The organism is Mesorhizobium sp. L2C084A000 (assembly GCF_000502875.1).
Classification (GTDB): Bacteria; Pseudomonadota; Alphaproteobacteria; order Rhizobiales; family Rhizobiaceae; genus Mesorhizobium.
Genome location: NZ_AYWX01000016.1, coordinates 15,998 through 39,713 on the forward strand (window position 1 = coordinate 15,998; position 23,716 = coordinate 39,713).

22 protein-coding genes and 2 pseudogenes are annotated in these 23,716 nt (G+C 62.6%); 10 read left to right on the forward strand and 14 right to left on the reverse strand.

Annotated features, from left to right (window positions below; all coding sequences use genetic code 11):
- Nucleotides 1-5: 5 nt before the first annotated feature.
- On the reverse strand, nucleotides 6-875 hold the full coding sequence (locus X735_RS140165; RefSeq protein WP_155930606.1) for a metal ABC transporter substrate-binding protein: 870 nt from the start codon (nucleotides 873-875) through the stop codon (nucleotides 6-8).
- Nucleotides 876-1,097: 222 nt separating this feature from the next.
- On the opposite strand from X735_RS140165, the gene X735_RS140160 reads away from it, so the two are divergent.
- On the forward strand, nucleotides 1,098-1,526 hold the full coding sequence (locus X735_RS140160; protein WP_023813521.1) for a Fur family transcriptional regulator: 429 nt from the start codon (nucleotides 1,098-1,100) through the stop codon (nucleotides 1,524-1,526).
- A gap of 64 nt (nucleotides 1,527-1,590) precedes the next feature.
- On the opposite strand, the pseudogene X735_RS01000000166350 reads toward X735_RS140160, so the two are convergent.
- The 6 genes and pseudogenes from X735_RS01000000166350 to X735_RS140135 all read right to left on the reverse strand — a co-directional run bounded on the left by X735_RS01000000166350 (nucleotide 1,591) and on the right by X735_RS140135 (nucleotide 7,461).
- Nucleotides 1,591-2,599: pseudogene (locus X735_RS01000000166350) on the reverse strand (phosphatidate cytidylyltransferase).
- Nucleotides 2,599-3,261, reverse strand: a complete 663-nt coding sequence (locus tag X735_RS140155; protein ID WP_031213680.1) for a lysophospholipid acyltransferase family protein — start codon at nucleotides 3,259-3,261, stop codon at nucleotides 2,599-2,601. Before X735_RS140155 ends, X735_RS01000000166350 begins: the two are co-directional and overlap by 1 nt.
- Nucleotides 3,258-3,701, reverse strand: a complete 444-nt coding sequence (locus tag X735_RS140150) for a hypothetical protein (protein ID WP_023813523.1) — start codon at nucleotides 3,699-3,701, stop codon at nucleotides 3,258-3,260. The genes X735_RS140155 and X735_RS140150 overlap by 4 nt, the downstream gene beginning before the upstream one ends.
- Nucleotides 3,698-5,023, reverse strand: a complete 1,326-nt coding sequence (locus tag X735_RS140145) for a phosphatase PAP2/dual specificity phosphatase family protein (RefSeq protein WP_023813524.1) — start codon at nucleotides 5,021-5,023, stop codon at nucleotides 3,698-3,700. Before X735_RS140145 ends, X735_RS140150 begins: the two co-directional genes overlap by 4 nt.
- Nucleotides 5,024-5,028: 5 nt before the next feature.
- Nucleotides 5,029-6,816 (reverse strand): bifunctional alpha/beta hydrolase/class I SAM-dependent methyltransferase, encoded by a 1,788-nt coding sequence (locus X735_RS140140; RefSeq protein ID WP_196815352.1) that lies wholly within the window; start codon nucleotides 6,814-6,816, stop codon nucleotides 5,029-5,031.
- A 36-nt stretch (nucleotides 6,817-6,852) separates the two neighbouring features.
- A complete protein-coding gene (locus X735_RS140135) occupies nucleotides 6,853-7,461 on the reverse strand; it encodes a CDP-alcohol phosphatidyltransferase family protein (RefSeq protein WP_023813526.1) in 609 nt (202 codons plus the stop codon).
- Nucleotides 7,462-7,674: 213 nt separating this feature from the next.
- Between X735_RS140135 and X735_RS140130 the strand changes: the two genes are divergently transcribed.
- From X735_RS140130 to X735_RS140125, 3 genes and pseudogenes are all read left to right on the forward strand, one after another.
- A complete protein-coding gene (locus tag X735_RS140130; protein ID WP_023813527.1) occupies nucleotides 7,675-8,154 on the forward strand; it encodes a MarR family transcriptional regulator in 480 nt (159 codons plus the stop codon).
- A pseudogene (locus tag X735_RS01000000166355) lies at nucleotides 8,151-9,331 on the forward strand (HlyD family secretion protein). Before X735_RS140130 ends, X735_RS01000000166355 begins: the two are co-directional and overlap by 4 nt.
- 304 nt (nucleotides 9,332-9,635) lie before the next feature.
- Complete coding sequence (locus X735_RS140125) at nucleotides 9,636-11,168, forward strand: DHA2 family efflux MFS transporter permease subunit (protein WP_023813528.1); 1,533 nt, start codon at nucleotides 9,636-9,638, stop codon at nucleotides 11,166-11,168.
- 9 nt (nucleotides 11,169-11,177) lie between these two features.
- Here the strand turns inward: X735_RS140125 and X735_RS140120 are convergent, their stop codons facing one another.
- Both X735_RS140120 and X735_RS140115 read right to left on the reverse strand, forming a co-directional pair.
- On the reverse strand, nucleotides 11,178-11,687 hold the full coding sequence (locus X735_RS140120) for a CAP domain-containing protein (protein WP_023813529.1): 510 nt from the start codon (nucleotides 11,685-11,687) through the stop codon (nucleotides 11,178-11,180).
- Between the two features lie 70 nt (nucleotides 11,688-11,757).
- A complete protein-coding gene (locus tag X735_RS140115; RefSeq protein ID WP_023813530.1) occupies nucleotides 11,758-12,120 on the reverse strand; it encodes a helix-turn-helix domain-containing protein in 363 nt (120 codons plus the stop codon).
- A 106-nt stretch (nucleotides 12,121-12,226) separates the two neighbouring features.
- Here X735_RS140115 and X735_RS140110 point away from each other — a divergent pair, with 106 nt between their 5' ends.
- Nucleotides 12,227-12,943 (forward strand): glutathione S-transferase family protein, encoded by a 717-nt coding sequence (locus tag X735_RS140110; protein ID WP_023813531.1) that lies wholly within the window; start codon nucleotides 12,227-12,229, stop codon nucleotides 12,941-12,943.
- A 142-nt stretch (nucleotides 12,944-13,085) separates the two neighbouring features.
- On the opposite strand, the gene X735_RS140105 is transcribed toward X735_RS140110, so the two are convergent.
- Nucleotides 13,086-14,309, reverse strand: coding sequence for a TadE/TadG family type IV pilus assembly protein (locus tag X735_RS140105; protein ID WP_023813532.1), 1,224 nt, complete (start codon nucleotides 14,307-14,309; stop codon nucleotides 13,086-13,088).
- A 300-nt stretch (nucleotides 14,310-14,609) separates the two neighbouring features.
- Here X735_RS140105 and X735_RS140100 point away from each other — a divergent pair, with 300 nt between their 5' ends.
- Nucleotides 14,610-15,434: a DUF2189 domain-containing protein gene (locus tag X735_RS140100; RefSeq protein WP_023813533.1), complete on the forward strand. Its 825-nt coding sequence runs from the start codon at nucleotides 14,610-14,612 to the stop codon at nucleotides 15,432-15,434.
- A 48-nt stretch (nucleotides 15,435-15,482) separates the two neighbouring features.
- Here X735_RS140100 and X735_RS140095 read toward each other — a convergent pair whose 3' ends face one another.
- Nucleotides 15,483-16,232, reverse strand: a complete 750-nt coding sequence (locus X735_RS140095) for a hypothetical protein (protein ID WP_023813534.1) — start codon at nucleotides 16,230-16,232, stop codon at nucleotides 15,483-15,485.
- A gap of 81 nt (nucleotides 16,233-16,313) precedes the next feature.
- On the opposite strand from X735_RS140095, the gene X735_RS140090 reads away from it, so the two are divergent.
- Entirely contained in the window at nucleotides 16,314-17,183 is an 870-nt protein-coding gene (locus X735_RS140090) for a LysR family transcriptional regulator (RefSeq protein WP_164892996.1), read from the forward strand.
- Nucleotides 17,184-17,222: 39 nt separating this feature from the next.
- Here the strand turns inward: X735_RS140090 and X735_RS140085 are convergent, their stop codons facing one another.
- On the reverse strand, nucleotides 17,223-17,855 hold the full coding sequence (locus X735_RS140085) for a LysE family translocator (protein WP_023813536.1): 633 nt from the start codon (nucleotides 17,853-17,855) through the stop codon (nucleotides 17,223-17,225).
- Between the two features lie 131 nt (nucleotides 17,856-17,986).
- Nucleotides 17,987-19,972 carry a TadE/TadG family type IV pilus assembly protein gene (locus X735_RS140080; protein WP_023813537.1) on the reverse strand — a complete coding sequence of 662 codons (1,986 nt, stop codon included), beginning with the start codon at nucleotides 19,970-19,972 and terminating at the stop codon, nucleotides 17,987-17,989.
- 230 nt (nucleotides 19,973-20,202) lie between these two features.
- Here X735_RS140080 and X735_RS140075 point away from each other — a divergent pair, with 230 nt between their 5' ends.
- Nucleotides 20,203-21,063 carry a TIGR01459 family HAD-type hydrolase gene (locus tag X735_RS140075; RefSeq protein WP_023813538.1) on the forward strand — a complete coding sequence of 287 codons (861 nt, stop codon included), beginning with the start codon at nucleotides 20,203-20,205 and terminating at the stop codon, nucleotides 21,061-21,063.
- 6 nt (nucleotides 21,064-21,069) lie between these two features.
- On the forward strand, nucleotides 21,070-22,050 hold the full coding sequence (locus X735_RS140070; RefSeq protein ID WP_023813539.1) for a bifunctional riboflavin kinase/FAD synthetase: 981 nt from the start codon (nucleotides 21,070-21,072) through the stop codon (nucleotides 22,048-22,050).
- 18 nt (nucleotides 22,051-22,068) lie between these two features.
- On the opposite strand, the gene X735_RS140065 is transcribed toward X735_RS140070, so the two are convergent.
- On the reverse strand, nucleotides 22,069-22,623 hold the full coding sequence (locus tag X735_RS140065; protein ID WP_023813540.1) for an HdeD family acid-resistance protein: 555 nt from the start codon (nucleotides 22,621-22,623) through the stop codon (nucleotides 22,069-22,071).
- 194 nt (nucleotides 22,624-22,817) lie between these two features.
- Between X735_RS140065 and X735_RS140060 the strand changes: the two genes are divergently transcribed.
- Nucleotides 22,818-23,624: a MipA/OmpV family protein gene (locus tag X735_RS140060; RefSeq protein ID WP_023813541.1), complete on the forward strand. Its 807-nt coding sequence runs from the start codon at nucleotides 22,818-22,820 to the stop codon at nucleotides 23,622-23,624.
- Nucleotides 23,625-23,716 lie beyond the last annotated feature (92 nt).

Consider the following 23,716-nt stretch of genomic DNA (forward strand, 5'->3'; position numbering starts at 1 on the left):
CCCGGTCACCCGCCGAACCCCTGGACGATCGTCTCGACGGTGGTTTCGAGAAGCTTCAGATAGGTCGGAACCGGGCCGTCTTCCTCGCTCAGCGAATCGACGTAGAGAACGCCTCCATAGGTGGCTCCGGTTTCGCGCGCGACTTGCTTGGCCGCCTTGTCGGAAATGGTGCTTTCGCTGAACACCACCGGAATCTTGTTCTCGCGCACCAGGTCGATCAGCTTGCGCGCCTGTTGCGGGGTGCCTTGCTGGTCGGCGTTGATCGGCCACAGATAGGCTTCGCGCAGGTCGAAGTCGCGTGCCAGGTAGCTGAAAGCGCCTTCGCTTGTAACCAGCCAGCGTTGGTCCGTTGGGATCGCCGACAGGCGCTTGCGCATGGGCTCGTCGATTGCCTTGATCTTTTCCGAATAGGCGGCGGCATTGGCGGCATAGACCGGGGCGTTTGCCGGATCCGCCTTGGACAGCGCCTTGCGGATGTTCTCGACATAGATGAGGGCGTTCTTCGGCGACATCCACGCATGCGGATTGGGCTTGCCTTCGTAAGGTCCCTCCTTGATCCCCATCGGCTCTATGCCCTCCGTGACGACGGCACTCGGCACGTTCTTCACGTTGTCGAAGAATTTCTCGAACCAGCGTTCGAGGTTCATGCCGTTCCAGAGCACGAGGTCGGCCGATTGCGCCCTCACCACGTCGAGCGGCGTCGGCTGATAATCGTGGATTTCAGCGCCGGGCTTGGTCACCGACTCTACGATTGCCGCGGTCCCGGCCACGTTTTGCGCGATATCCTGGATGATCGTGAACGTCGTCACGACGCGCAGAACCTTCCCTGCCGAAGGCTGAGTCTCCTGTGCCATGACCGGAACGAGGCTCGCCATCGTCGCAAAACCGATGGCCACAAGGCCGCCAAGCGCCCGCAGCATCGTCCTGCGGGTTGGGGAAGCAGAAACAGTCATCGGATGCCTTTCGACTGGAGTTGATCGTCGCCCATGCGCTGCTCACGTCATGCTAATGCAAGTGATTTGCATCTGATATTGCAGTTGCAACTGATTTGCAAGTAGCTAATTGCAGTCGCGTGGCAACGCGGCTAAGTATGACGGATGAAAGCGGACAACGACCTTTTCGAGCGATTCCGGAGCAATTTGAAAGCCGCCGGTGTCCGGATGACTGAACAACGCAAGGTGATCTTGCGGCTGCTGGCGGATGCGCATGACCATCCGGACGCGAACGAATTGTATTCTCGTGCCCACCAGATCGACGGCAGCATTTCCTTGTCGACCGTCTACCGGACGTTGCGGCTCCTGGAGGAGAAAGGCGCCATCCAGCGTCATGCCTTCGACGAGGGCCGCGCCCGGTTCGAAAACGCGGACCGTGAACATCACGACCATCTCATCGACCTCGACACCGGTCAGGTGATCGAGTTCCGTTCCGACAAAATCGAGAAACTGCAGGCCGAGATAGCGTCGGAGCTTGGCTTCGAGATCGTCCGCCACAAGCTGGAACTGTATGTCAGGAAACGCGCTAAATAGCGTGGTTTCTGGTCGTCACCATGCTCATCCGCAACCGCTTTGGGCGCGGCAACAGATCGCCGGATCACACGGTCCAGAAATAGCGCACGATGTGGAAGAACACCGGGGCGGCGAAGACCAGGCTGTCGGTGCGGTCCATCATGCCGCCATGGCCTTCGATGAGATGGCCCCAGTCCTTGACGCCCTGATCGCGCTTGATGGCCGAGGCGACCAGCCCGCNCATGGCCTTCGATGAGATGGCCCCAGTCCTTGACGCCCTGATCGCGCTTGATGGCCGAGGCGACCAGCCCGCCGAGAAATCCCATCGAGCAGGCGACGAAGGCCACGGCTGCTGCCTGCAGCGGCGAGAAGGGTGTCACGAACGATAGCAGCGCGCCGAGCAGGCTCGCCGACACCAGTCCGCCGATCAGGCCTTCCCAGGTTTTCGACGGCGAGACGTTCGGCGAGAAACGGTGTTTTCCAAACAGCTTGCCGAAGATGTATTGCAGCACGTCGCTGCCTTGCACGACGATGATGAGAAAGGCGATCAGCAGCAGGGTGCGGCCTTCGAAGCCCGGCACGTCGAGTGTCAGCAGGGCAGGGACGTGGCTGACGCAATAGACCGAGATCATCACCGCCCATTGTTGCGCGGCGATCCGCTCGAGGAAGCGTTCCGTGTCGCCATGCAGCGCCGTGATGGCCGGCATCAGCAGGAAGCAATAGACCGGAATGAAGATGACGAAGAGCCCGTACCAGGCGGTCCACACCAGCCAGTACTGAAACGGGATGATGATGCCGAACATGCCGAGCAGCACCCAATGGTCGCTGCGGCGCGTATGCGTCAGCGTCACGAATTCGCGCAGCGCGGCGAAGGAGATCAGCGCGAACAGGATGGTCATCCCGTAACGGCCGAAGAAAAATGCGACCGTCATCAGCGCCACCATCACCCACCAGGCGTTGATGCGCTGGGTCAGATTGACCAGCGTCGAGCTAAGCGGCTTTGGCGCCCGCGCGCAAAGTATGGCGGCAACGATGCTGGCGGTGGTCAAAACCGCCAGCAGGCCAATGATCAGGATGGAGATCTCGTGGCGCATCAATCGTCTCGCTCGGGACGCGGGTTGAGCGCCAGAAGCGTGGCGTGGGCGCGTTCGAGGAAGGCGCGGCGTTCTTCGCCCGGACCGATCGCCACCGGCGGGCCGAAGACGACGCGGCACAGCAGCGGCACCGGCAGGAATTGGCCTTTGGGCAGCACGCGCGACATGTTCTCGATCCAGCACGGGATCAGCTCGACCTCAGGGCGCGCCGTCGACAGATTGTAGAGCCCGGAGCGGAATGCCAGCAGCGGCTCTTCGGTCATGTTGCGTGTGCCTTCGGGAAACAGGATCAGCGAGTGCCCCTGGTCGAGAACCGACAGCATGATCTCGATCGGATTTTCCTCAGGTCTCGTCCACTGCCGGTTGATCAGCACCGACGACAGCATGTCCTGCGCGATGAAGCGGCGCAGCCGCGACTTCCCCCAATATTCGCCTGCGGCAACAGCATGGGTGATCGCGCGCTCCCTTTCGCTGAGGCAGGCCGACAAAAGGATGAAGTCGCCATGGCTGGTGTGGTTGGCGAAATAGATGCGCTGGCGGTCGGAGGGCAGGCTGCCGTTCCAGATCGGCCGCACCCCGGTTACCATCCGGGCCAGCGCCGACAGGCCGACGGAGGTTACCGTCTGCAGCAAGGTGAAGGTCTTGAGCGAAAGCCTGTTCATCGCGGCGCCCAAAACCCTGCCGCCAGAAGTGCTGCGGCAAACAGAGCCAGGGCGGCACGCTGCTTGAGCAGCAGACGACGCGTGCCGGCCATGCGGTCATCAAGCGAACGTGTCGCGGACGGGGCCGTTTTCAGGCGCATGCGCGCCAGCATGTCGTCCACTGCGGCACCGCCGGAAGCTTCGTCATCATGGCTGGCCATGATCCGGAACAGCAGCGCGTCAAACGCCAGCAGTGTCGACAGCATCAGCACCGCCACCGCGCTCGCGGCGGTGATCGACAAAGCAACGGCCGCGGGCAAGTTTTCGAAAGCGCCGCGCGTCGAGGCAGCCAGCGGCGCAAGGATATTCGCGGCCACCACGATTGCGGCCGGCCACCCTGCCTGCCGCATCAGCATGCCGGCGAAGCGGTCGGTGCGGTCCTGATAGGCATTGCCGGTCATGACGCTACCGGATCCGTGGCTTCTGCAAGATGAACCGGCCGGCCGAGGGCCGCGAGCATCTCGCGGGCGAGCGTCGACGTTTTGGCCCTGCCGGTCACCACCAGCCATTCGGCGACGACGCCGGCGCTGCGCTGGAAGCCGAGCGCGCAGCACACCAGCACGGTGCCATCCCGACGCGCGCTTTCCAGCGCGCCGGCTGCCTGTTGCTGTACCGACACGGGCGGCGGCAACAGGTCGATCATCGGAAAGCTGATCCAGCGGCAATCGGGTGCCGCCGGTCTTTCAAGTTCGGCGGCAAGGTCGATGACCGTGCCGAAGCCGTTGGCCTCGCGTGTAGTGGGAAAGCGCCCGAGAAAGACGCCATCGGCAATCGCCACCTGGGGAGCGAGATTGCGCGTCCAGGCCCATATGTTTGCCCTGGCGCCGAGGCGGTAAGGCAAGAGCAGGACACGGCTTGCGAGCGTGATGCTGCCATCGACGGATTTCTGGAACACTTTTTCGCCTGCCCCTGCATAGGCGAGGGCGACGATGGCCAGCGCCAGCGCCGGCCAAAGCAGGAACAGCGCGACAGCGCAAACGAATGCACCGAGCGCGACGCCCGCCAGCGCGAGCACGGCGCCCAGCGCATAGAACCGCGCCAGCCGCCGCGCTTGCACATCGCTGGTTAGCCGGAAGCCTGAAAACGGCAACGCGCCGCTGCGCGGAAACAGCCACAGCGCAAAGAACCCGAGCAGCGCGCCGGTCGGGATGTCGATGAAATGATGCTGCCAGGTCGTCAGCACCGAGGCGCCGATCAGGAAGCACCAGCCGTGCCAGAGCGCCAGGAGAAGGCCACCGAGCCGGTGGCGCCAATGATCCCAGATGATCACCAGAAGGGCGATGTGCAGCGAGGGCGCCTGGTTGAACGGCTTGTCGAAACCGCCGAGCACGGCAAACAGGAAGCCGGGCAGGCCGGTCGTCGCCGGCCGCACGAATGTCGCGGTCAGCGGGAACAGGATGAAGCAGGCAACGGCGACGATCTGCGCGGTGAGATAACGCCCGGCCAGGCGGTCCACCCCTTGCCTGTCGTTGTTGAGCAGCAGCGACAGGCCGTAGAACAGGTTGATCGACCAATAGGGCACGATGGTCCAGGCGACGAACGGGATGCCGTGCTCCCACGAGAACACGATGCTGCCGACCTCGTCGCGCCGCGAGGCCAGCCAGTTGGCGAAGCCGTAGCTGAGATAGAAGAACGGCGCCAGGAAGGCCAGCCAGAGCGCCGCCCTGACGACCACCCGTCCATAAGGCTCGGCGCGCGCGGTGGGTGCAGGCGATGAGACCATGCTGTTCAGCGGCGCCGCGCGACCGAGACGGTGAAGATGCCCCATTGGTCGATGCGCTGGTCGAGCTTTTCGAAACCGGCGGCTTCGACGAGCTGGTCCATCTCGCCTTGCGTACGACGCCGCATGACCCATGCCTCGCCGCCGCGATGCGAGGTCAGGCTGCGTGCGATCATCTCGAGCTGCGGGTGCCAGGGCTGGTTGGTGTAGAGCAAAAGGCTTCCCGGCTGCATGGCGCGGGCGAGCCCACCGAGCGAGCGGGCGATCATCGCATTGTCGGAGAACAGCTCGTAAAGGCCGGAAACGATGGCGAGGTCGGGCGCTGGATCGGCGCCGGCGAGCATGTCGGCATCGAAGGCGTCGGCGCGCTGGAACGAGAAATCAGCCGGGAATTGCCGCTCAGCGATCAGCTTGCGGCCAAGCTGGACGTTGAGGTCGGAATAATCCTGCAGGCGAACGCTCGCTGGCTGGTCGGGGCTCTTCGCGATGGCATCGAGAACATAGCGGCCATGGCCGGCGGCGATGTCGAGAATGTGCGCCGGCCGGCCAGCGGCCTTGAGCGTCGCCACGCAAGAGCCGATGAGCTCTTCGAGATGCAGCTTGCGCTGGCGGATGCCGCGCCAGCCAATGGCCTCCAGGAAGACACGGTCGACGACGCGGCCAAGAGGTGTGAGACCCCGCGCGTCGTTCTCGTAGACGTAATCCAATGTCGAGCCGGAATCGAAGCCGGTGGCGATGCCGGTCTTCATGCCCTGCGAGACCCAGGCACCCATGCGGATGGAGGCGCGGCTGAATGCCCAATAGAGGCCCTTGGGCGACATCAGAGCGAGCGGCGAGGCAAGCCGGTCGGCCTCGTCGCGGGTGTAGCCGGCGATGTCCGCCTGCTTCAGGTCGACCGGCGCGTCCGGTGCCGCGAATTGCCTGGCGAGGAACGGCCGGATCAGCTCGAGGGCCTGCGCCCGGTCGCGTTCGCCCAGCGTGTCGTGAAAGAAGCCCGGCAGCACATGGCGTTCCTTGGTGCGGCTGCCGAGATTGACGAAGAACTCGTGCTGCGGGCCGTGGCGCACCACCCAGTCGCTGCCCGAAAGCAGAAGCTGGGTCGGCACGCTGATGGCGCGGGCGTCAGCGACGATGCGTGCGGCATGCTGGTAGAGTTCGACCAGGATGTTGGAAGCGATCGGCCGCGTGATCAGCGGATCGCTCTCGAAGGAGGCGATGCGCACGGGATCATGGGTCAGGAATTTCGCCTTGACGTAGGAATTGACGAAAAAGCGGCCCTTGATCTTCTGCCAGAGTGCGATGCCTTCCTTGGCGAAGGGCACGTAGAGTTTCACCGAGAAGGCCGGTGAGGCCAGTACCATGGCGCGCAACTTCGGCGCATAGTCATGCACCCAGGCGGCGGCAAGCACAGCGCCGAAGGATTGCGCGATCAGCGCGATATCCCCAGTGGCGAAGCCATCCCTGGCGGCAATCTCGCGCATGAAGCAGTCGATGTCGCGCACCAGGGCCGAGAAGGAAGGGGCATAGCCGCGCTCGCCGGACGAACGGCCATTGCCGCGGGCATCCCAGGCATAGAAGGCGTGGTCCGGCATCCGCAATTCGTCGACGAGATGGGCCATGCGGCCGCCATGCTCGTGGCCGCGATGGAACAGCACCACCGCGCCTTTGGCATCGGCCGAAGCCGCAGGCCAGAATCGGTAGAAGATCTCCGCCCCGTCATGGCTGCGGAAGACCCGCTCCTGCGCTTGCCGCGCAAAGCTTTGCGTGGCCGCGGCGGCGATCGGTTCGTGCATCATGGTCTTTCCCTCTGGCGGCATGGCGAGCCTCGATGCTCAGCTGGCGCTGCCAATAAGGCCGGCGCGTATCCGGTTTATGGCGGTCAGCAGCGAAAGCGTTGCCATGGCCGGAAACACAAACGGTGCTATCGATGCCGGCCAGAGCCCGGCGGCGCACAGCACGGCGACCACACCGAGCGCCAGCGCTCTGTCGCTCTTGCCGAATGGCCCGGCATAGTTGCGTCCGATCTTGGCGGCGATGCCGAGCACGCCGGCGAATTCGGTCAGCACGGCCGATATCGCGAAGGCGACGACGCCCCATGCGCCAAATTCCGGAAAGACGGCAAAAGGAAGAATCAGTGCGAGGTCCGAAACGACGTCGCACAACTCGTTCAGATACATGCCGAGCGTCGACGCCTGCCCATGTTCCCGTGCCAGCATGCCATCCACGGCATTCAGCGCCATGCGTACGAACATCACCACGGGGATAAGCAACAGCAGCCAGCGCCATTCGTGCAGGATCGCGATGGCCGCGCCGGCGGTTATCGACATCACGGCCGCCAGGATGGTTATGCTGTTTGCGGTGACCCCGATTGCCGCCAGCCGATTGACCAGCGGCCGCAGCCGTCCCTGGAAGGCCGGCTTGAGAGCGTAGAGCGTCGGCATTTTCGTGATCCCCCGATCCTGACCAACGGCTGTACATCAATATGTCAGACCCGACCAGCATGACGTGGCGGAGCGGCGAAGCCGGCTGGCATGGCGACAGGCGCTCACCAATCGGTAACCATGCCTGCATCGCATGACTGTCGTGCATATCTGCCGGCTTCTTATGCAACGCGGCATCTTGAATAGTGAGCACGCTTATTATATATCCCGCTCATGGTTTCCGATGGCATCGACAGATTGGGTTTCTTGATTCACGACGTGCAGCGCCTGATGCGCAAGCGCTTCGAGGCGAGGGCCAGTGGCTTGGGGCTTTCTTCGGCGCAATGGCGGCTTCTGGTCCGCGTTGCCAAGGAAGACGGCGTCGCGCAGGCACGGCTGGCCGAACTTCTCGAAATCGAGCCGATCAGCGTTTCGCGCCTGGTCGACCGCATGGAGGAGGGAGGCTGGATCGAGCGTCGTGCCGACGCCGCCGATCGTCGCGTCCGCATGATCTTCCTGACGCCCAAGGCGAGCGACGCCTACGCCGTGATCAAGAGCATTGCCGGGGAAGTCTATGAGGAATCGCTGGTCGGCGTGAAGCCGGAAGCCCGTCGCGTCCTCGTCGAAGGGCTCGAGGCGATGGTCCGCAACCTGACCGACGACGAGACGCCGTCCATTGAAAAAGTGAAGAATACAGAAGGCGCAGCAGCATGAACGCGGTAGCCAAGATAGACAAGAACACGACCGAACTGGAGATGGAAGCGCCGGCGCAGCCGGCCGCGGCCCCGGTGGCGGTTGCTCCCCCAGTGCAGCCGGCCCCGGCGCCGGTGAAGAAAAAGCGCCGGCTGGGCCGCTTCCTGCTGATGGTCGCGCTGCCCGCGGCACTCGCTGTCGGGGGCGGCTACGTCTGGGTCACCGGCGGCCGCTACCAGGAGACCGAGAACGCCAACCTGCAGCAGGCCAAGGTGTCGATCGCTTCCGACACGGCAGGCCGCATCGTCAAGGTCGACATCTTCGATAACCAGCTGGTCAAACAGGGTGACGAGCTGTTTGCCATCGACCCCGAGCCATACCGGATCGCGCTGGCGCAGGCCACGCGGCGGTGGCGGGCGCGCGTCTCAATGTCGAGCAGCTGCGCGCGGCCTATGGCCAGTCGATGGCTCAGCAGAAGTCCGATGCCAGCCAGGTCGTCTTCGCCCAGTCGCAGTTCGACCGCGCCGCCGATCTTGCCCAGAAGGGCATCAACGCCAAATCGTCGCTGGACGAGGCCAAGAACGATCTCGACAAGGCCAAGCAGCAGCTGGCCGTTGCCGAGCAAGGCATCATCAGCGCCAAGGCAGCCCTTGGCGGCAATCCCGACATCGAGACCGACAAGCACCCGACCGTGATGGCCGCGCTCGCCGCGCGCGACAAGGCGGCCTACGACCTGGCGCAGACCACGGTCAAGGCGCCGGCGGACGGCATCGTCAGCCAGGCCTCGTCGTTCAAGGTCGGCCAGTATGTCGGTTCCGGCACGCCGCTGTTTTCACTGGTCGAGACCGGCGACACCTGGATCGATGCCAATTTCAAGGAAACGCAGCTCACCCACATGAAGCCCGGCCAGAAGGCCGAGATCGTGGTCGACACCTATCCAGGGCGCACCTTCGAGGCGACGGTCAAGGCGATCGGCGCCGGCACGGGAGCCGAGTTCTCGCTGCTGCCAGCCCAGAATGCCACCGGCAACTGGGTCAAGGTCACGCAGCGCATCCCGGTTCGTCTCGAATTGACCGATGCGGACGCCAAGATGGCGTTGCGCACCGGCATGAGCGCCACCGTTACCGTCGACACCGGCGTGGCGCGTGGCCTGCCTTCGATCTTTGGTCACGCCACGGCTGGCGAGGCCGCGCAGTAACGTCAACAGAATGCCGCAGGACCAGCGGCGGAGGTGAATAGCAGGATTGGTCTGATGGGAGGAGCTGGAGGATCAGCGTTTGGGCGTGCCGCGTAGCGGCCTGGCCGAAATCTGAAATCTCCGACGCGGACCCGTCGGTCCTCATGTTTCCGGGCGGCAGGCATCCGCTCATCAGAGACTTTCAGTCGATGTAACCCCCACATCGACAATCGCGTCCCACCGCGACGAGGGTCTCTCAACGGAAGGCGTTGCCGCCCGGAAACCCCTTGTACACGTTTTTGTTACCTGCTGGAAGTTTCATGCCATGAGCACGCCCGAACCCTTCAAAGAAGTGCCGCATCGCGGCCTGATCACGGTCGCGCTCATGCTGGCGACGATCATGCAGGCGCTCGACACGACGATCGCCAACGTCGCGCTGCCGACCATGACCGGCGATCTCGGCGCCTCACCCGACAACATCAACTGGGTGCTGACCTCCTACATCGTTGCCGCCGCCATCATGACGCCGGTCACCGGCTGGCTGGCCGATCGCTTCGGCCGCAAGGAACTGTTCCTTGGGGCGGTTGTCGGTTTCACCGTATTCTCGATGCTGTGCGGTATCGCCTGGAGCCTGGAGAGCATAGTGTTCTTCCGGCTGATGCAAGGCGTGTTCGGCGCCGCCATCGTGCCACTGTCGCAAACCTTCCTGCTCGACATCAACCCCAGGGAACGTCACGGCCAGGCAATGGCCATCTGGGGCGCCGGCATCATGCTGGGGCCGATTCTGGGTCCGACGCTCGGCGGCTGGCTGACCGAAAATTTCAACTGGCGCTGGGTGTTCTTCATCAACCTGCCGGTCGGCATCATCGCCTTCCTCGGCATGGCCGCCTATCTGCCGGCGGTTGCCCGGCGGGTGCGCAGCTTCGATTTCTTCGGCTTCGCCATGTTATCGCTCGGTGTCGGCGCGCTGCAGCTGCTGCTCGACCGCGGCGGCGAGGTCGACTGGTTTTCCTCGGTCGAGATCTGGATCGAGCTTGCTCTTTCGATCACCGGATTCTGGGTGTTCATCATCCACACGCTGACGGCGGAACGTCCTTTCATCGATCCCAAGATCTTCCTCGACCGCAATTTCGTGACCGGGCTGGCATTCATCTTCGTCATGGGCGTGCTGATCCTGGCCTCGATGTCGCTGCTGCCGCCGATGCTGTCGACCATCTTCGGCTATCCGACCGTCACCATCGGTGTCGTGTTGGGGCCGCGCGGTGTCGGCACCATGATTTCGATGCTTGTCGTCGGGCGGCTCATGAGCAGGATCGACGCCAGGATTCTTGTCGTCATCGGCTTTCTGCTCACGGCGCAATCGCTCTACACCATGTCCAGCTTCACGCCACAGATGGACAATTGGCTGATCCTCAGCTCCGGCGTCATCCAGGGCCTGGGGATGGGAATGGTGTTCGTGCCGCTGTCGACCGTCGCCTTCGCCACGCTTGACGTGCGCTTCCGCACCGATGCCACGGCTTTGTTCAGCCTGGTGCGCAATCTTGGCTCATCCATCGGCGTGTCGGTCGTGACGGTTCTGATGGTGCGCAACACGCAGGTCAACCACACCGAGCTTTCGGCCTTCATCAACCCATTCAATCCGAATCTGTGGGCGGTCTCTCCAGCCGCCGCGAGCGGCGATCCCATGGCGCTCTCACAGGTCGATCGCATGGTCAATCTCCAGGCGATGATGATCTCTTACGTCAATGACTTCAAAATGCTCATGGTGATGACGCTGCTTGCCATTCCGTTTGTTTTCCTGCTGCGCAAGCCGAAGCAGGCGCCTGCCGGCGGCGCGCCGGCAGCGCATATGGACTAGCTTTCCATCCTATTTCCCGAGCACCAGGCTCCAGTAACGGAGCTTGCTGTCGCCGCCGTCGCGCACATAGGCAAGGCCGAAGCGGGTGAAGCGCGGGTCGAGCATGTTGCGGCGATGGCCGGGCGAATGCACCCAGATGTCGAACAGCTTCTCAAGATCGAAACGGCCCTCGGCGATGTTCTCCGCCGCGGCACCGGAAATTCGATTGTCCCTGACGCGCGAGGCGAAATCCTTGCCCCAGCCGGTGGTGTGGCTCATGCGGCGGCGCTGCGCCATGTAGCCGGCCTGCTGCAGGGCGGCCTGTTCGAGCTGCCGGTCGGGGACCATCGGCGCCAGCCCGGCCGAGGCGCGGATACTGGCCAGCGTGCCGGTGGCGGAGGAGGAGACCCCGGCGCCTTCGCCGGTTGGCAGTGAAACAGTGCTGCAGGCGGCGAGTCCGGCTAGGGCGGCGAGGCCGGTCAACACCATGCGCCTGTTCAGATTCGGCATCGGGTAGGTTTCGATTTTCGCTATGGTCATGCCCCTGAGATAACGTCGATCATGGCTTTTGCCGGGCAGGGCGGCGAAAATTCTGGTCTAACCGACGGTTCTAGGCGGCGGTATCGAGATTTACGTCCGAAGCCGGCGAGCGGCCGGTCCGGTCGTCTTCGGTCCGTTCCCACCAGGCGCCGAGCGCATCGACCAGCGGGACAAGCCTGCGGCCCGGCGCGGTAAGGTCATAGTCGACCCGCAACGGATAACCCGGACGCGCCGTTCGCCGCACGATGCCGGCTTCCTCCAGCTTGCGCAGTTCCAGCGTCAGGATGCGATGCGACACCGTCGGGTTGTCGCGTCTCAGGTCGCTGAACCGCTTGGTGCCGTCCTTCAGATAATAGAGCAGCAGTGTGGGCCAGCGACCGCTGAGCACGCGCATGGTCTCTTCGATCGGGCAGCGTGAGACGACGTCTTTCATGGGCGGATCCTGGTTACAGAATTGTGCGTAATTTACATGGGACGATCAGCGTTTAGGGTCAAGTTTCGCTGCGCGGCGTGATCCCCTCAATCACGGAAGAAAACAAATGGAACCTATCCTGCTTTATGGCTTCCCGGCGGGAAGCTCGATGGGGCTCGTCGCTGCCTTCGAACGCATCGGGCAACCCTATCGCCTGTGCCGCGTCGACATGCTCACCGAGATGAAAAACGATGCCTATGCCAACATCAACGGCCGTCAGGAAACGCCGGTGCTGATCACCGACGACGGCCGGGTGCTCACCGAGACAATGGCCATCGCCGCATGGCTCGAAGCCCGCGACACGCAGCGCCGCATCAGCTTCGAACCGCGCACGCCGCAAGCCGACCGCATGCACCAGTTGATGGCCTTTGTGAACACCGGCTTCACCGCCGCCTTCAGCCCGCTCTGGGTGGCATTGGAAATGGCGGCGGATGAACCCGCGCTGAAGGCGACCTTGCGGGAGTTCGGCCGCAAGGCCGTTGCGGAACGTCATGATCGGCTCGAGGCGATGATCGCCGATACGGATTTCCTGGTCGGCGACCGGCTGACGCTGGCCGATACCACGCTGATCGGCGTGGCGCGCTGGGCGGAGTTTCACCAGGCGATCGACGGCGCTGCCTATCCCAAGCTGGCCGGATTGCGCCTTCGCATCGAAGCCGATCCGGCCGTGCGTTATGCGCTGGCTGTCGAGGATGGCGAACAACCCGCCGGTTCTGGCGCCTGCCTTGGCCACGTCCCGCTGACTGAGGTGATCGATCGCTTCGCTGCACCGGCGCAATCGTAGCGATACTCCATCTTCAACCAGGATGTGACTTTGTGAGAGGCACTGATCTGCCGGAGTGCGGTCGCCGCACTCCGGCATTGTTAAACGCGACCGCCATTTTTCTCAACGCGACCGCTTGCGCCGCCGGACATCGGGTCGTTTCTCATTTCACCAGAGTGATCATCCGATCGGCATACATTGTGCGATTTCCAAGCGCCGCCGCGCAATCCGACTTGACGGACGAGTTTCCGGTCATCTGTATCGTATTGCCGACAAGCCTGAGACAGTTGCCCTGGGCGCTCATATCAGAGTTGCCGGCGTAGGAAATGAGCGCGTCCGGCGCGTAGATAAAACCGCTGATCACGGAATTTGCGCCGCCATTCAATGTCAGAGCAGACGTGTTGCCGTGATCCTGAAAAATGGTGATACCGGCATAAGGGCCGCTGGTGGGCGGGGAAAGGTTCACCTTCTCATTGGCATTTATGTAGATCTGAGCGCTTTCCATGAGGAATATGGTCACGCCCTGGCCAGTCAGGCTGCCGTTTCCCCCTGGCTTTATGGTGGTGCCGCGCATGATGTAGACGCCCGGATCGAGCGTGATGTTTCCCGACAATGTCTTGTCGCAATAAGTGCCTGGCGACAGCGTGTAGGTTTTGCCGTTCGGGACCGGCAAACACAATGTGTAAGGGGGAGGAACGACGTCGGCCAGCGGATCAAAAGACGCGTACCGATGTTCGTGCGGCGTTCCGCAGGCGAGACTGGCGCTGGGTGGCGACAGCCCGCTGGTGCCGCCGACGGTTGAGACACAGCCCGCTGAAACCAGGGCGGAGCCGCCCCTGTTGACGGAATCGGACGCGTCCGAGTTCGCCGCGATCACGCAATTGTCCATCGAGACGTTGGTCGAGCCCTGCAGGTTCACGGCGGCGGACGCATGCGGATCGAGCGCCAGAACGCAGGCCTGCGCGCCAGGTTTTATCTTGACCGAGGCCGAGCGGTAGGCCTGCCAGGGGGCCGAGGCGCTGATGAAGCTTGGGCGGCTTATGCTGGACGACAGCGAGATAAAGTAGGCGCTTGGGCTGCCGCTTGCCGTTGCCGCGAAAGCGGAGACGCTGCCCAGATATTCCTGCTGGTTGGCCACGCTCATATTGGCGGCGAAAAATTGCAGCCCGAGCTGCTGGACATCGCCGGCCGCCATATCGGGAGAGAACTTCGTGCCGATGGCGAGCCCGGCCGCGTCCAGCGAGTTCTGTAGTTGCGAGGCGTCATGGCTCGTGCCGATCAGATCAACGGCGCCGGCCAAACCAATCATTATCGGCAGCATCCCGATGGCGGTCGTTATGGCAAAGTTGCCACGCTCCGAAGACCAGAAGCCTTTCAATGCGAACATAGTTCCTCGCCGAACTTCGTAAAGCTCAGGTGATACGCCAAAGATCCCTACGAGCAATTTAAGTAAATGCTAAAATGCGTAAATGCTAAAATGCAGCACAATGATTGGTCAAAATGAAGGACCGCCAAGGTACGCCATATGAGAGGCCATACGGAGAGTTGAACACTACGAGGAGTTGCTCCCCAGGCAATTGACGCGGCGACAATCGCCGCCAACTCTGCTATCGTGCCTCTCGTTCTTGAAGTGGCAGCTCTGGCGGCCATCCTGGCGGTGACCGCCCCGACACACGGGAGGAAGGTTATGGCCGGCTTTCATGTCATGGCGGACGCACGTGGAATGCATGTGCAGCCAACGGTGCGCCGCATCACCACGTCGGACCTTTGGGATGCGCTGCGCCTCGGCGTCGAGGATTTCTGGGCAAAACCTTCGCACTATGTGTTCCTGTGCTTGATCTATCCCATCGTCGGCCTGATCCTGACGCAGTGGACGTCCGGGGCCAACGCCATCCAGCTCATCTATCCCCTGATGTCGGGTTTCGCGCTGGTCGGGCCCTTTGCGGCGCTCGGCCTTTACGAGATCAGCCGCCGGCGCGAACTCGGCATGAACACCTCCTGGCGGCACGCGTTTGATGTGCGGCGCTCGTCCGCGGTTCCGTCGATCGCCGTCATCGGGATCATGCTGGTGGCGCTGTTCCTGTTATGGCTCTACACCGCGCAATCGATCTACACCGGCCTGTTCGGCGACCAGCCGCCGGCCTCGATCGGTGGCTTCATCCGCGACGTGCTGACCACCAGCAAGGGCTGGACGCTGATCCTTGCCGGCAATGCCGCGGGCTTTGTCTTTGCCGTAATCGTGCTGGCCACCACCGTGGTTGCCTTCCCGCTGCTGCTCGACCGTGACGTCGGCGCCGTTTCGGCGATCGAGACCTCGGCCCGGGCGGTAATGGCCAACCCGCTGCAGATGGCGCTGTGGGGCTTGCTGGTCGCCGTGCTTCTGGTGATCGGTTCCATCCCGCTGTTTGCCGGGCTAGCCGTCGTCATGCCGGTGCTCGGCCATGCCACCTGGCATCTCTACCGCAAGGTGGTCGAGCCCGAGCGGGCGCAGCAGACAAGGCGGCCGATGTAGGGTGCGCTGTCGCTAACTTCTTGCAATCACTCAACGACGATAGGCCGTTCAGCGATTGAGCTGGGAAACATCACCGCCCCAAAACGCGGCGCGCGGTCTTGACCGGGCGCTTTCCAGGAAGGCGACAATGATTGGATGCGGGTGCTGCTTTGTCGACGTCAGCTGCGGCACGAAGAGCGTGGCAAGGTAGAATGGGTGGGATGGCAGCAGGAGGACGCGAGCCTCGCCATTCGAATCCCTGCCGACAATGTGAAAGCCGCCGGCGTCCAGTTCTTTCTGGTAGGCTGGATTGATGCCGAAGTTGCAATAGTAGCGCTCTTTCGTGTTCGTTTGTCCATAAATCCGCGCTGCCCGGCTCCCTCGCGTCAGAAATACGTCCATGGTTTGCCCAACGAGTGAACAGGTCAGCTGTGTGACGAACAGGGTGGAAGCATAGGGATCGTATTCCGCATGCTCGGCGTCCTGGAAACCCAGCACGTTGCGGGCATATTCGACGACCATATGCTGGCAACCGCCGCAGGTTCCCAAAGCAGGAATTTCGTTTTCCCTGGCATGCCGGATGGCATTCAGAGCGCCATTCATGCTCCTGTACGGGCTGCCTGGAGCGATCCAGATCGCATCAAAAGGTGCCAGCTTGTCGCTGACCCCGGTGATCAGTTCTTCGGTCGAAATCCACTGGTGTTCGTACTGGATACCGAGCGTGGACCCGGCATGATCCAGCGCTTCGTCCATCTTGGCGTGTGGTTCGAAAGATGGCGTGTATTCACCGATCAGCGCCAATGCGAGTCGTTGTGTCATGAGAGCTCCTATGAATTGAAGTGAGCTTCCAGATGCGTTATCGGAGATGCATAAGTAAAATGCATTCGGATGATATCTATCATGACTATCACTAATATCACTCTCGCTCAGCTGCGGGTCCTGACCATGATTGTCGAAGACGCGAGCTTTTCGACGGCCGCTACGCGGATCGGCATGACGCAGTCGGGCGCAAGCCAGGCGATGAGAAGCCTTGAAGGCGTTCTTGGAGTGAAGCTTCTGGTTCGCGGCAAGAACGGGGTGTTTCCGACGGAAATTGGACAAGCAGTGCTTCAGGATGCGCGAGAGGCCGTTCTGGCCATCGAGCGAATCCAGCAAAGGAGCGCCGCAGCTTCAGGCGCTCAGACCGGGCGGTTGCGCATTGGAAGCGTGGCAAGCGCGGTAGAGCGTTTGCTGCCGCAAATACTTGCCCGCTTCCAGCGGCTTTTCCCCGGCGTCGAACTGGTTTTGCTGGAAGGAACCGATCATGAGGTTCTGGAATGGGTTGAAACAGCAGTCGTTGACGTCGGCCTGACCTCCGAACAATCAGCCGAAACTGTCGGGGATGTAGTCCTGGAGGATGATTTCGTCTTTCTTGCTGCTTGCGACCACCCGCTAGCAGCGACGGCGCGCGTCAAATTGTGCGACCTGGCCGACGAGAATTTCATCATGTCGGGCTCTGGTTGCGAGCCGGTCATCCGTCAGCTCTTCGCATCCGTGAACATCTCGCCTAAGGTTGTCCTTACGGTTCGCGATACGGCTGCCCTGGTGGAAATGGTGTCGCAGGGGATCGGTGTGACACTGATGCCTGAGCTTTCCACTCCGGAAGGAGACGCTCGCGTGTGTCGAATTCCCATTGTTCCTTGTGTTCAGAGGCGGCTGCTCGTTGTCAGTCTTGCAAGGGCCAATCGTTCGCCAGCCGCGGAGAAATTCGTGCAGCTGCTGGCGCCCTGACGTTTCTAGCTCAGCTCGCGATCATCGTCCAAGGCGAATTCAGCGCTGCGCCTCTGTCGCCATCTTCAGCGCAAGTGCCGCCAGCACGGTGCCCATCATCCAGCGCTGGATGACCAGCCACAAAGGCCGTCCGGCGAGAAAGGTGGCGATCGAGCCGGCCGTCACCGCGATGACGGCATTGACGCTGAGACTGATCGAAATCTGCGTCGCGCCGAGCACCAGTAGCTGCGACAGGACGTGGCCTTTGCCGGGGCTGATGAACTGCGGCAACAGCGACAGATAGAGCACGGCCACCTTCGGATTGAGCAGATTCGTCATCAGGCCCATGGCGAAAAGCTTGCGCGGCCTGTCCCTCGGCAATTCGCGCACTTCGAACGGCGAGCGTCCGCCCGGCTTCACCGCCTGCCAGGCCAGCCACAGGAGATAGAGCACGCCGGCAAAGCGCAGCGCGTCATAGGCGTAGGGCACGGCGAGCAGCAGCGCGGTGATGCCGAACGCCGCCGCCAGCACATAGAAGACAAAGCCGAGTGCCACGCCGCCAAGCGAGATGAGCCCCGCCTTCGGCCCCTGCGACAGGGAACGCGAGATCAGATAGATCATGTTGGGGCCAGGCGTCAGCACCATGCCGAGGCAGACCAGCGCGAAGGCGAGATGATTGGCCGTTTCGGGCATCTGTTCTTCCCCAGCGCGCCGCGAATGGATGCACGATCCGGCAGGCGGCCAACATGTGCCTGTCCCGGCAGGCGCGCGCAAGTGCATGGCGGCGCCAGCCGTTGTTCCAGCTAGCCGCCGGTGCCTACGGATCAGCCGACGACGCGCAGGTTCGACAGTTCGTTGCCGATTTCCTTGAAATCGTTCGACAAGCTGGCGCCGGTGGCGTTCCAGAACAGTTTTGCCGGCTTGCTCGCGTCCGTTGGATCCTTGCGGAAGCGCGAGTTCGACGAGCAGGATTTCAGCGCCTCGATCGCCTGCTGGTCGGCGATTTTAGTCGTCGACAGATCGAGCGCCACAGTCATCACCATGATGTTGGCTGCCTTGGCGTTGTTGCAAAGCGTCGCCATCTGCTCGTTGAGCGCGTTGGTATAATTGCCGTTAGAATAATCGAATTGGCCAATGGTGCTCGATGTGCCCATGAACAGGCGGCCCACCGACGTGCCGTTGTAGCCGGGTTTGAGATAGCCGAAGGACGCATAGGTCGACTTCGAATCGGCGGGGTCGGAATAGCCGAGCGAGGAAGGCGTGTAGTAGGTGTTGGCGCCGTCGGTCAGCACGATCACGACCTTGTCGTTGCCCCTCTCGGTTTCCGGGCGTCCTTGCGTGAAGGGCTCGCCGCTCGAAACCACGCGCCATCCCCAGGCGATGCCTTCGGGAACATTGGTGCCGCCATCGGGCTTCATCAGGTCGATCGCGGCCTTGATCGCCGTGAGCCCAGTGGCAACGCTGACATCGGTCAGCGGCGTGATCGGGTTGGTGGAGCAGCTGTAGTTCGGCCCGTTGCCGGCGGCCAGCGCCGGCGCATTGATCGGCCGCGGCTGGAAATATTTGGCCATGTTGCGCAACCGGGATTGGCCGGTGCTGCTTGTCGGGTCGTCATTCCACCAGCTGTTGATAGCGCCATAGGCCGTCGGCGCGGCCTCATCCGGATCCTGAGTGATCTTCCAATGGTTGCCGGGTTCGTCAGGGGCGAACATCGGCACGAACATCGTCGCCGGATCGCCAATCCCTATGCCGGTGTTCGCAGAGCCGCCGGAAGGCGCCGCGTCGTTGACATTGTAGGGATAGGGCCTGGCCTCGACGCAACCCTGCCAACTGGCGAACGGGCCATAGGAATCGATGTAGTCGTATTCGTCGTGGTCGCGTTTGCAGGTGTTGTTCGAGTTGTATTCGTCGCAAACCACGCGCTTGCTGTTGGTGACACGCTCATGGTTGGTGACGACCTTCATGTCTCGGTAGAGCGAAAACCGGGTCAGCATCTGGCCTTCGCCGGTACCCCATCCGGTGCCGCGCTTGTACCAGATACCGTTGGTCTGCTGGGCGTATTTGTCGACCGCGTTCAGCGTCGACCAGTCGAAATTCTCGTTCGATACCGGCGACAGTCCTTCGGTGTCCATCCAGGACGCGTTACCGTTGCCGGGTCCGACATTGACCGAGGCGGCAAACGGCACGAGGCCGAACTGCACCGGCCTGTCGACCTGCTTGATCATCGCCGCCTGCTGGGCCAGCGTGTCGACCAGCTGTTTGGCCGCGGTCTTGAGAAGGTCGATCCGCGTTTGCCCCGAGCCCGTTCCGGTCTTGGTCATCGACCCGGAATTGTCGAGCACCAGGGCGACTTCAAGAGTGTTCTTCAGCCGCACTTCCGAGGAGACGTTGAAGCTGATCTTCTGGTTGGCGTCGGTTTCGGATTTGCCGACGAGCTGACCGAAGACCGGATAGAAATAGGGCTTGTAGTCAAGCCGCGCGCTCATCTTGAGCAAGCCCCCGCCGGCGGTGTTGCTTGGCAAGGTGACGCTGAGCGTCGTGTTGGCAGGGTTGATCTTGTTGAGGTTGGCATTGAAGAAATCGAGCGCATAGGCTCTCAACTGGTCGTCGGTAGCACCTTCCGTCAGCCGGCGCGCCGTGGCGAAGTTTGCGGCATCGAGCGCATTCGAAACCGCCTGTTTTTCGCGGCTCATCTCGGTGAAGTCGACGGCCATCGCCAGGGCGCCCATGAGCGGAACCATCGCGACGACGGTCATAAGAGCATAGTTGCCGCGTTGGTCGCGGCAGAACTGACGCCAAAGTCCATGCATGTCTTGCAGCGGCCCCCGCCGGCGGATTCTCGATCAATGCCAGCTTTCCACAAAACGCTGAAGGCCGTGTTTGGGAAATCGCTCGATTGCCGGGGCAGCGCTTCACCAACCGCTAACCAATCGTGCCTGGCGAAAGCTGATGACAGGCCGGGGCGGTTCGGCTAATCCGAACCGGCTGCGGCGAACCGTCGGTCGCGGCGATCGCAACGATCATGACTGAAGGAAACGGCATGGCGGATTCGCCTGAAATCATCAGCTCGCTCGAAGACGTGTCGAAGGCCTATTCGGCAATCCTGTGCGACGTCTGGGGCGTGGTGCACAATGGTGAAACGCATTTCCCGGCGGCGGCCTCGGCATTGGCAAGGGCTCGAGAGGCGAAAATCCCCGTCGTCCTCATCACCAATTCGCCGCGCAGAAGTGCCGATGTCGTGGCGCAGATGAACGCGATCGGTGTTCCACCGTCAGCCTACGACCGGGTGGTTACCTCAGGCGACGTGACGCGGGATCTGATCGCCGAAGGGCCGCGCAAGATTTTCCATATCGGCGCCGACCGGGACTTCACCCTCTATGAAGGTCTCGACGTCGAGCTTGTCGAGGAGTTCGAGGCGTCCGGCATCGTCTGCACCGGCCTGTTCGACGACGAGGTCGAAAACCCCGAGGATTACACGGAGCTCCTGCGGCGGCTGCGCGCCCGGAACCTGCCTTTCATCTGCGCAAATCCCGACATCGTGGTCGAGCGCGGCGAACGCATCATATGGTGTGCCGGCGCGCTGGCGCGTGACTACGCCCAGCTCGGCGGCCGCACATTGATCGCTGGAAAACCTTACGCGCCGATCTACAATCTCGCGATGAAAGAGGTCGCCGAGATTCTTGGCCAGCCGGTCGAGCGCGGCCAGGTGCTGGCCATCGGCGACGGCATGATGACCGATGTGAAGGGCGCCGCCGACAATGGCTTCGATGTTCTTTATGTCTCCGGCGGCATCCATGCCCGCGACTATGGCGATGCCCTGTACCCGGACCCGGCAAGACTGGCGGCGTTCCTGGAAAAGCATGGCTATGGTCCGGTGGCCGTCATTCCCAGACTTCGGTAGGTGACGATGGCAGCCTTCCAACGCATCCTGGCAACCGCGCCGCTTCCCGCCGACCTGCGCGGCGGCGTGGTGGCGATCGGCAATTTCGATGGCGTCCATCGCGGCCATCAGGCGGTGCTCGAGCGGGCCTCTGCCGAGGCCGGACGGCGTGGAGTGCCGGCCCTGGTGCTGACATTCGAACCGCATCCGCGCAAGATCTTCAGGCCTGATATCCCGTTGTTCGTGCTGACGCCGCCGCCGATGAAGGCGAGGCTCCTGTCGCTGCTGGGCTTTGCCGCGCTGGTCGAACAGCCGTTCACGCGCGACTTCGCCTCGCTGTCGGCGGAAGCGTTCGTGACGGATGTGCTGGAAACGAACCTTGGCATTACCCACGCCGTGACCGGGTTCGATTTCCACTTCGGCAAGGATCGTCAAGGCGGCCCGGCCTACCTGATGGCGGCCGGCGAACGTCATGGCTTCGGCGTCACGCTCGTCGACGCCTTCCGGGACGAGGGCGCCGAGGTGGTGTCGTCCAGCCGCATCCGCGGATTGCTGGGCGAGGGCGAGGTGGCTGAAGCCGCCGGTCTGCTCGGCTACCGCTTCACCGTCGAAAGCGAGGTGGTCGGCGGACAGCAGCTTGGCCGCACCCTTGGCTTTCCAACCGCGAATATGAGGCTGTCGGCTGAAGCCGCACTCAAGGAGGGCATCTATGCCGTCCGCTTCCGCCGCGCCGACGGCACGCTTCACGACGGCGTCGCCAGCTTCGGCCGTCGCCCGACGGTCGACGACAATGGCGCGCCGCTGCTTGAAACCTTCGTCTTCGACTTCTCCGAAGACCTCTATGGCGAGGTCTGTCAGGTTTCCTTCTTCGGTTTCCTGCGCCCGGAGGTGAAGTTCGAAGGGCTCGATGCGCTGGTCGCGCAGATGAAGCGCGATGAAGCCGAGGCACGCGCGCTGCTTGCCGGCGTCAAGCCGCTCTCCGATCTCGACGCGGCCATGGCTTTTTGAGTCCAGGCGTGATCCCGGCTATTTTTTCAGCGCGAGGCCGACGGCGATGAAGGTCCAGCCCTGGAAGATCAGATCGATCGCAAGGAACAGACCGAGCACCCACAGGCTGTTGACCGGCCAGCCCATGGCGATGATCAGACCTGCAAGGGCGCTGATGACACCGGCGGCGACGATCCAGCCCCAGCCGCGTTCCGGCCGATGGCTGTAGCCGACCCAGGCCCTGAGCACCCCTGACGCGACCAGCGCGATCGCCAGCAGGAACGTCAGCACCGCCGAGGCAAGCAACGGATTGCCGAAAGCGAAGAAGCCGGCAACGGCGTACAGCAGTCCGCTGAGCAGCCAGTAGAAGAAGCGGCTCCAGGTCTTGACGCCGAACGCATGCACGATCTCGATGATGCCCGCCATCAGCATCAGCCATCCCACGACGTAGACGGAAGCCACCGTGGCGACGAACAGATTGGCAAAGGCAATGCCGCCGAAGATGAGCAGCAGCACACCGAGCGCGACAAACCATCCCCATTTTGTCCGTGTCTGTTCGATCGCGATTTTCAAGGCGTCGCCATGCAGGGTCATTGTCGCGGTCTCCATCGAGGGCTGCGGAATACTGCGAATGGAAGGTAATCCGGGCGCGGGCCAACGTCCAGTCGATGACCGGCAGCCGGATCGCGGCAAAGCGCGAGCGTATGTCTCGGGTTTAAATCAAATTTTACCAAACGGCCGTCAAAGCTGTCGTCGGTAACCGTGTGTGTTGTGTTAGTGGAGTGGCCATGAGTCCGGTCGGAAGAATCTCTCTGGTGTTGGCCGCTGCGATGCTGGGTGGCGCGGGCGTTGCCAATGCGGGCGAGGGCAGCTGGCTGTCCGGCGACTGGTATCTGACCGTTGGCGCCACTGGCATGGTGGCGCCGAATTTCGAGGGCGGCAAGAAGTACCTGCTCAGCGCCTCGCCGATCATTTCGCTGGGCAAGGCCGGACCTGCCGCCCGCTTTGTCTCGCGCAACGACAACATCTCGCTGGCGCTGGTCGATGATGGCGGTGTCCGCGCCGGCCTGACCGGCAAGTTCCTGTTTTCCCGCGACGATGACAACGCCGATGAGCTGAAGGGCCTCGATCCGGTGCGCTGGGGCGGCGAAGTCGGCGGCTTCTTCGAATTCTATCCGACGGACTGGCTGCGCGCCCGCGCCGAGCTGCGCCACGGCATTCGCGCCCACAACGGCTTTGTCGCCGACATCGCCGCCGACGCCTTTTACGACGTGACGCCGACCGTCAGGATTTCGGGAGGACCGCGTGTTTCCTTCGCCTCAGGCAACTATTTCGACGCCTATTATGGCGTCAACGCGCAGGAAGCGGTGGCCTCGGGCTTGAGCGAATACCATCCCGGTGGCGGGTTGAAATCGACCGGCCTCGGCGGCGCTATCACCTGGAAGGTGACCGAGCCGATGACTGCCAGCCTGTTTGGCGAATATTCGCGCCTGATGGGACCGGCGGCCGATTCCAGCCTGGTCAAGGAGCGTGGCGACCGCAACCAGTTTATGATTGGCGTGTCGACCACCTACCGCTTCGATTTCACGATGTAGGTGAATCGAACGAGAGACGCTTTATTCCTGCGTCTATCTCCGCTAAAAGCCCACCAATGACGAGCTTTTCGCGCCTTCGCGTGCTGACGATA

What these genes read in the sequence shown, in the direction of transcription:
- X735_RS140165 (WP_155930606.1), bottom strand. Translation starts at nt 875, where the DNA reads ATGGCGAGCCTCGTTCCGGTCATGGCACAGGAGACTCAGCCTTCGGCA.
- X735_RS140160 (WP_023813521.1), top strand. Translation starts at nt 1,098, where the DNA reads ATGAAAGCGGACAACGACCTTTTCGAGCGATTCCGGAGCAATTTGAAA.
- X735_RS140155 (WP_031213680.1), bottom strand. Translation starts at nt 3,261, where the DNA reads ATGAACAGGCTTTCGCTCAAGACCTTCACCTTGCTGCAGACGGTAACC.
- X735_RS140150 (WP_023813523.1), bottom strand. Translation starts at nt 3,701, where the DNA reads ATGACCGGCAATGCCTATCAGGACCGCACCGACCGCTTCGCCGGCATG.
- X735_RS140145 (WP_023813524.1), bottom strand. Translation starts at nt 5,023, where the DNA reads ATGGTCTCATCGCCTGCACCCACCGCGCGCGCCGAGCCTTATGGACGG.
- X735_RS140140 (WP_196815352.1), bottom strand. Translation starts at nt 6,816, where the DNA reads ATGATGCACGAACCGATCGCCGCCGCGGCCACGCAAAGCTTTGCGCGG.
- X735_RS140135 (WP_023813526.1), bottom strand. Translation starts at nt 7,461, where the DNA reads ATGCCGACGCTCTACGCTCTCAAGCCGGCCTTCCAGGGACGGCTGCGG.
- X735_RS140130 (WP_023813527.1), top strand. Translation starts at nt 7,675, where the DNA reads ATGGTTTCCGATGGCATCGACAGATTGGGTTTCTTGATTCACGACGTG.
- X735_RS140125 (WP_023813528.1), top strand. Translation starts at nt 9,636, where the DNA reads ATGAGCACGCCCGAACCCTTCAAAGAAGTGCCGCATCGCGGCCTGATC.
- X735_RS140120 (WP_023813529.1), bottom strand. Translation starts at nt 11,687, where the DNA reads ATGACCATAGCGAAAATCGAAACCTACCCGATGCCGAATCTGAACAGG.
- X735_RS140115 (WP_023813530.1), bottom strand. Translation starts at nt 12,120, where the DNA reads ATGAAAGACGTCGTCTCACGCTGCCCGATCGAAGAGACCATGCGCGTG.
- X735_RS140110 (WP_023813531.1), top strand. Translation starts at nt 12,227, where the DNA reads ATGGAACCTATCCTGCTTTATGGCTTCCCGGCGGGAAGCTCGATGGGG.
- X735_RS140105 (WP_023813532.1), bottom strand. Translation starts at nt 14,309, where the DNA reads ATGTTCGCATTGAAAGGCTTCTGGTCTTCGGAGCGTGGCAACTTTGCC.
- X735_RS140100 (WP_023813533.1), top strand. Translation starts at nt 14,610, where the DNA reads ATGGCCGGCTTTCATGTCATGGCGGACGCACGTGGAATGCATGTGCAG.
- X735_RS140095 (WP_023813534.1), bottom strand. Translation starts at nt 16,232, where the DNA reads ATGACACAACGACTCGCATTGGCGCTGATCGGTGAATACACGCCATCT.
- X735_RS140090 (WP_164892996.1), top strand. Translation starts at nt 16,314, where the DNA reads ATGACTATCACTAATATCACTCTCGCTCAGCTGCGGGTCCTGACCATG.
- X735_RS140085 (WP_023813536.1), bottom strand. Translation starts at nt 17,855, where the DNA reads ATGCCCGAAACGGCCAATCATCTCGCCTTCGCGCTGGTCTGCCTCGGC.
- X735_RS140080 (WP_023813537.1), bottom strand. Translation starts at nt 19,972, where the DNA reads ATGCATGGACTTTGGCGTCAGTTCTGCCGCGACCAACGCGGCAACTAT.
- X735_RS140075 (WP_023813538.1), top strand. Translation starts at nt 20,203, where the DNA reads ATGGCGGATTCGCCTGAAATCATCAGCTCGCTCGAAGACGTGTCGAAG.
- X735_RS140070 (WP_023813539.1), top strand. Translation starts at nt 21,070, where the DNA reads ATGGCAGCCTTCCAACGCATCCTGGCAACCGCGCCGCTTCCCGCCGAC.
- X735_RS140065 (WP_023813540.1), bottom strand. Translation starts at nt 22,623, where the DNA reads ATGACCCTGCATGGCGACGCCTTGAAAATCGCGATCGAACAGACACGG.
- X735_RS140060 (WP_023813541.1), top strand. Translation starts at nt 22,818, where the DNA reads ATGAGTCCGGTCGGAAGAATCTCTCTGGTGTTGGCCGCTGCGATGCTG.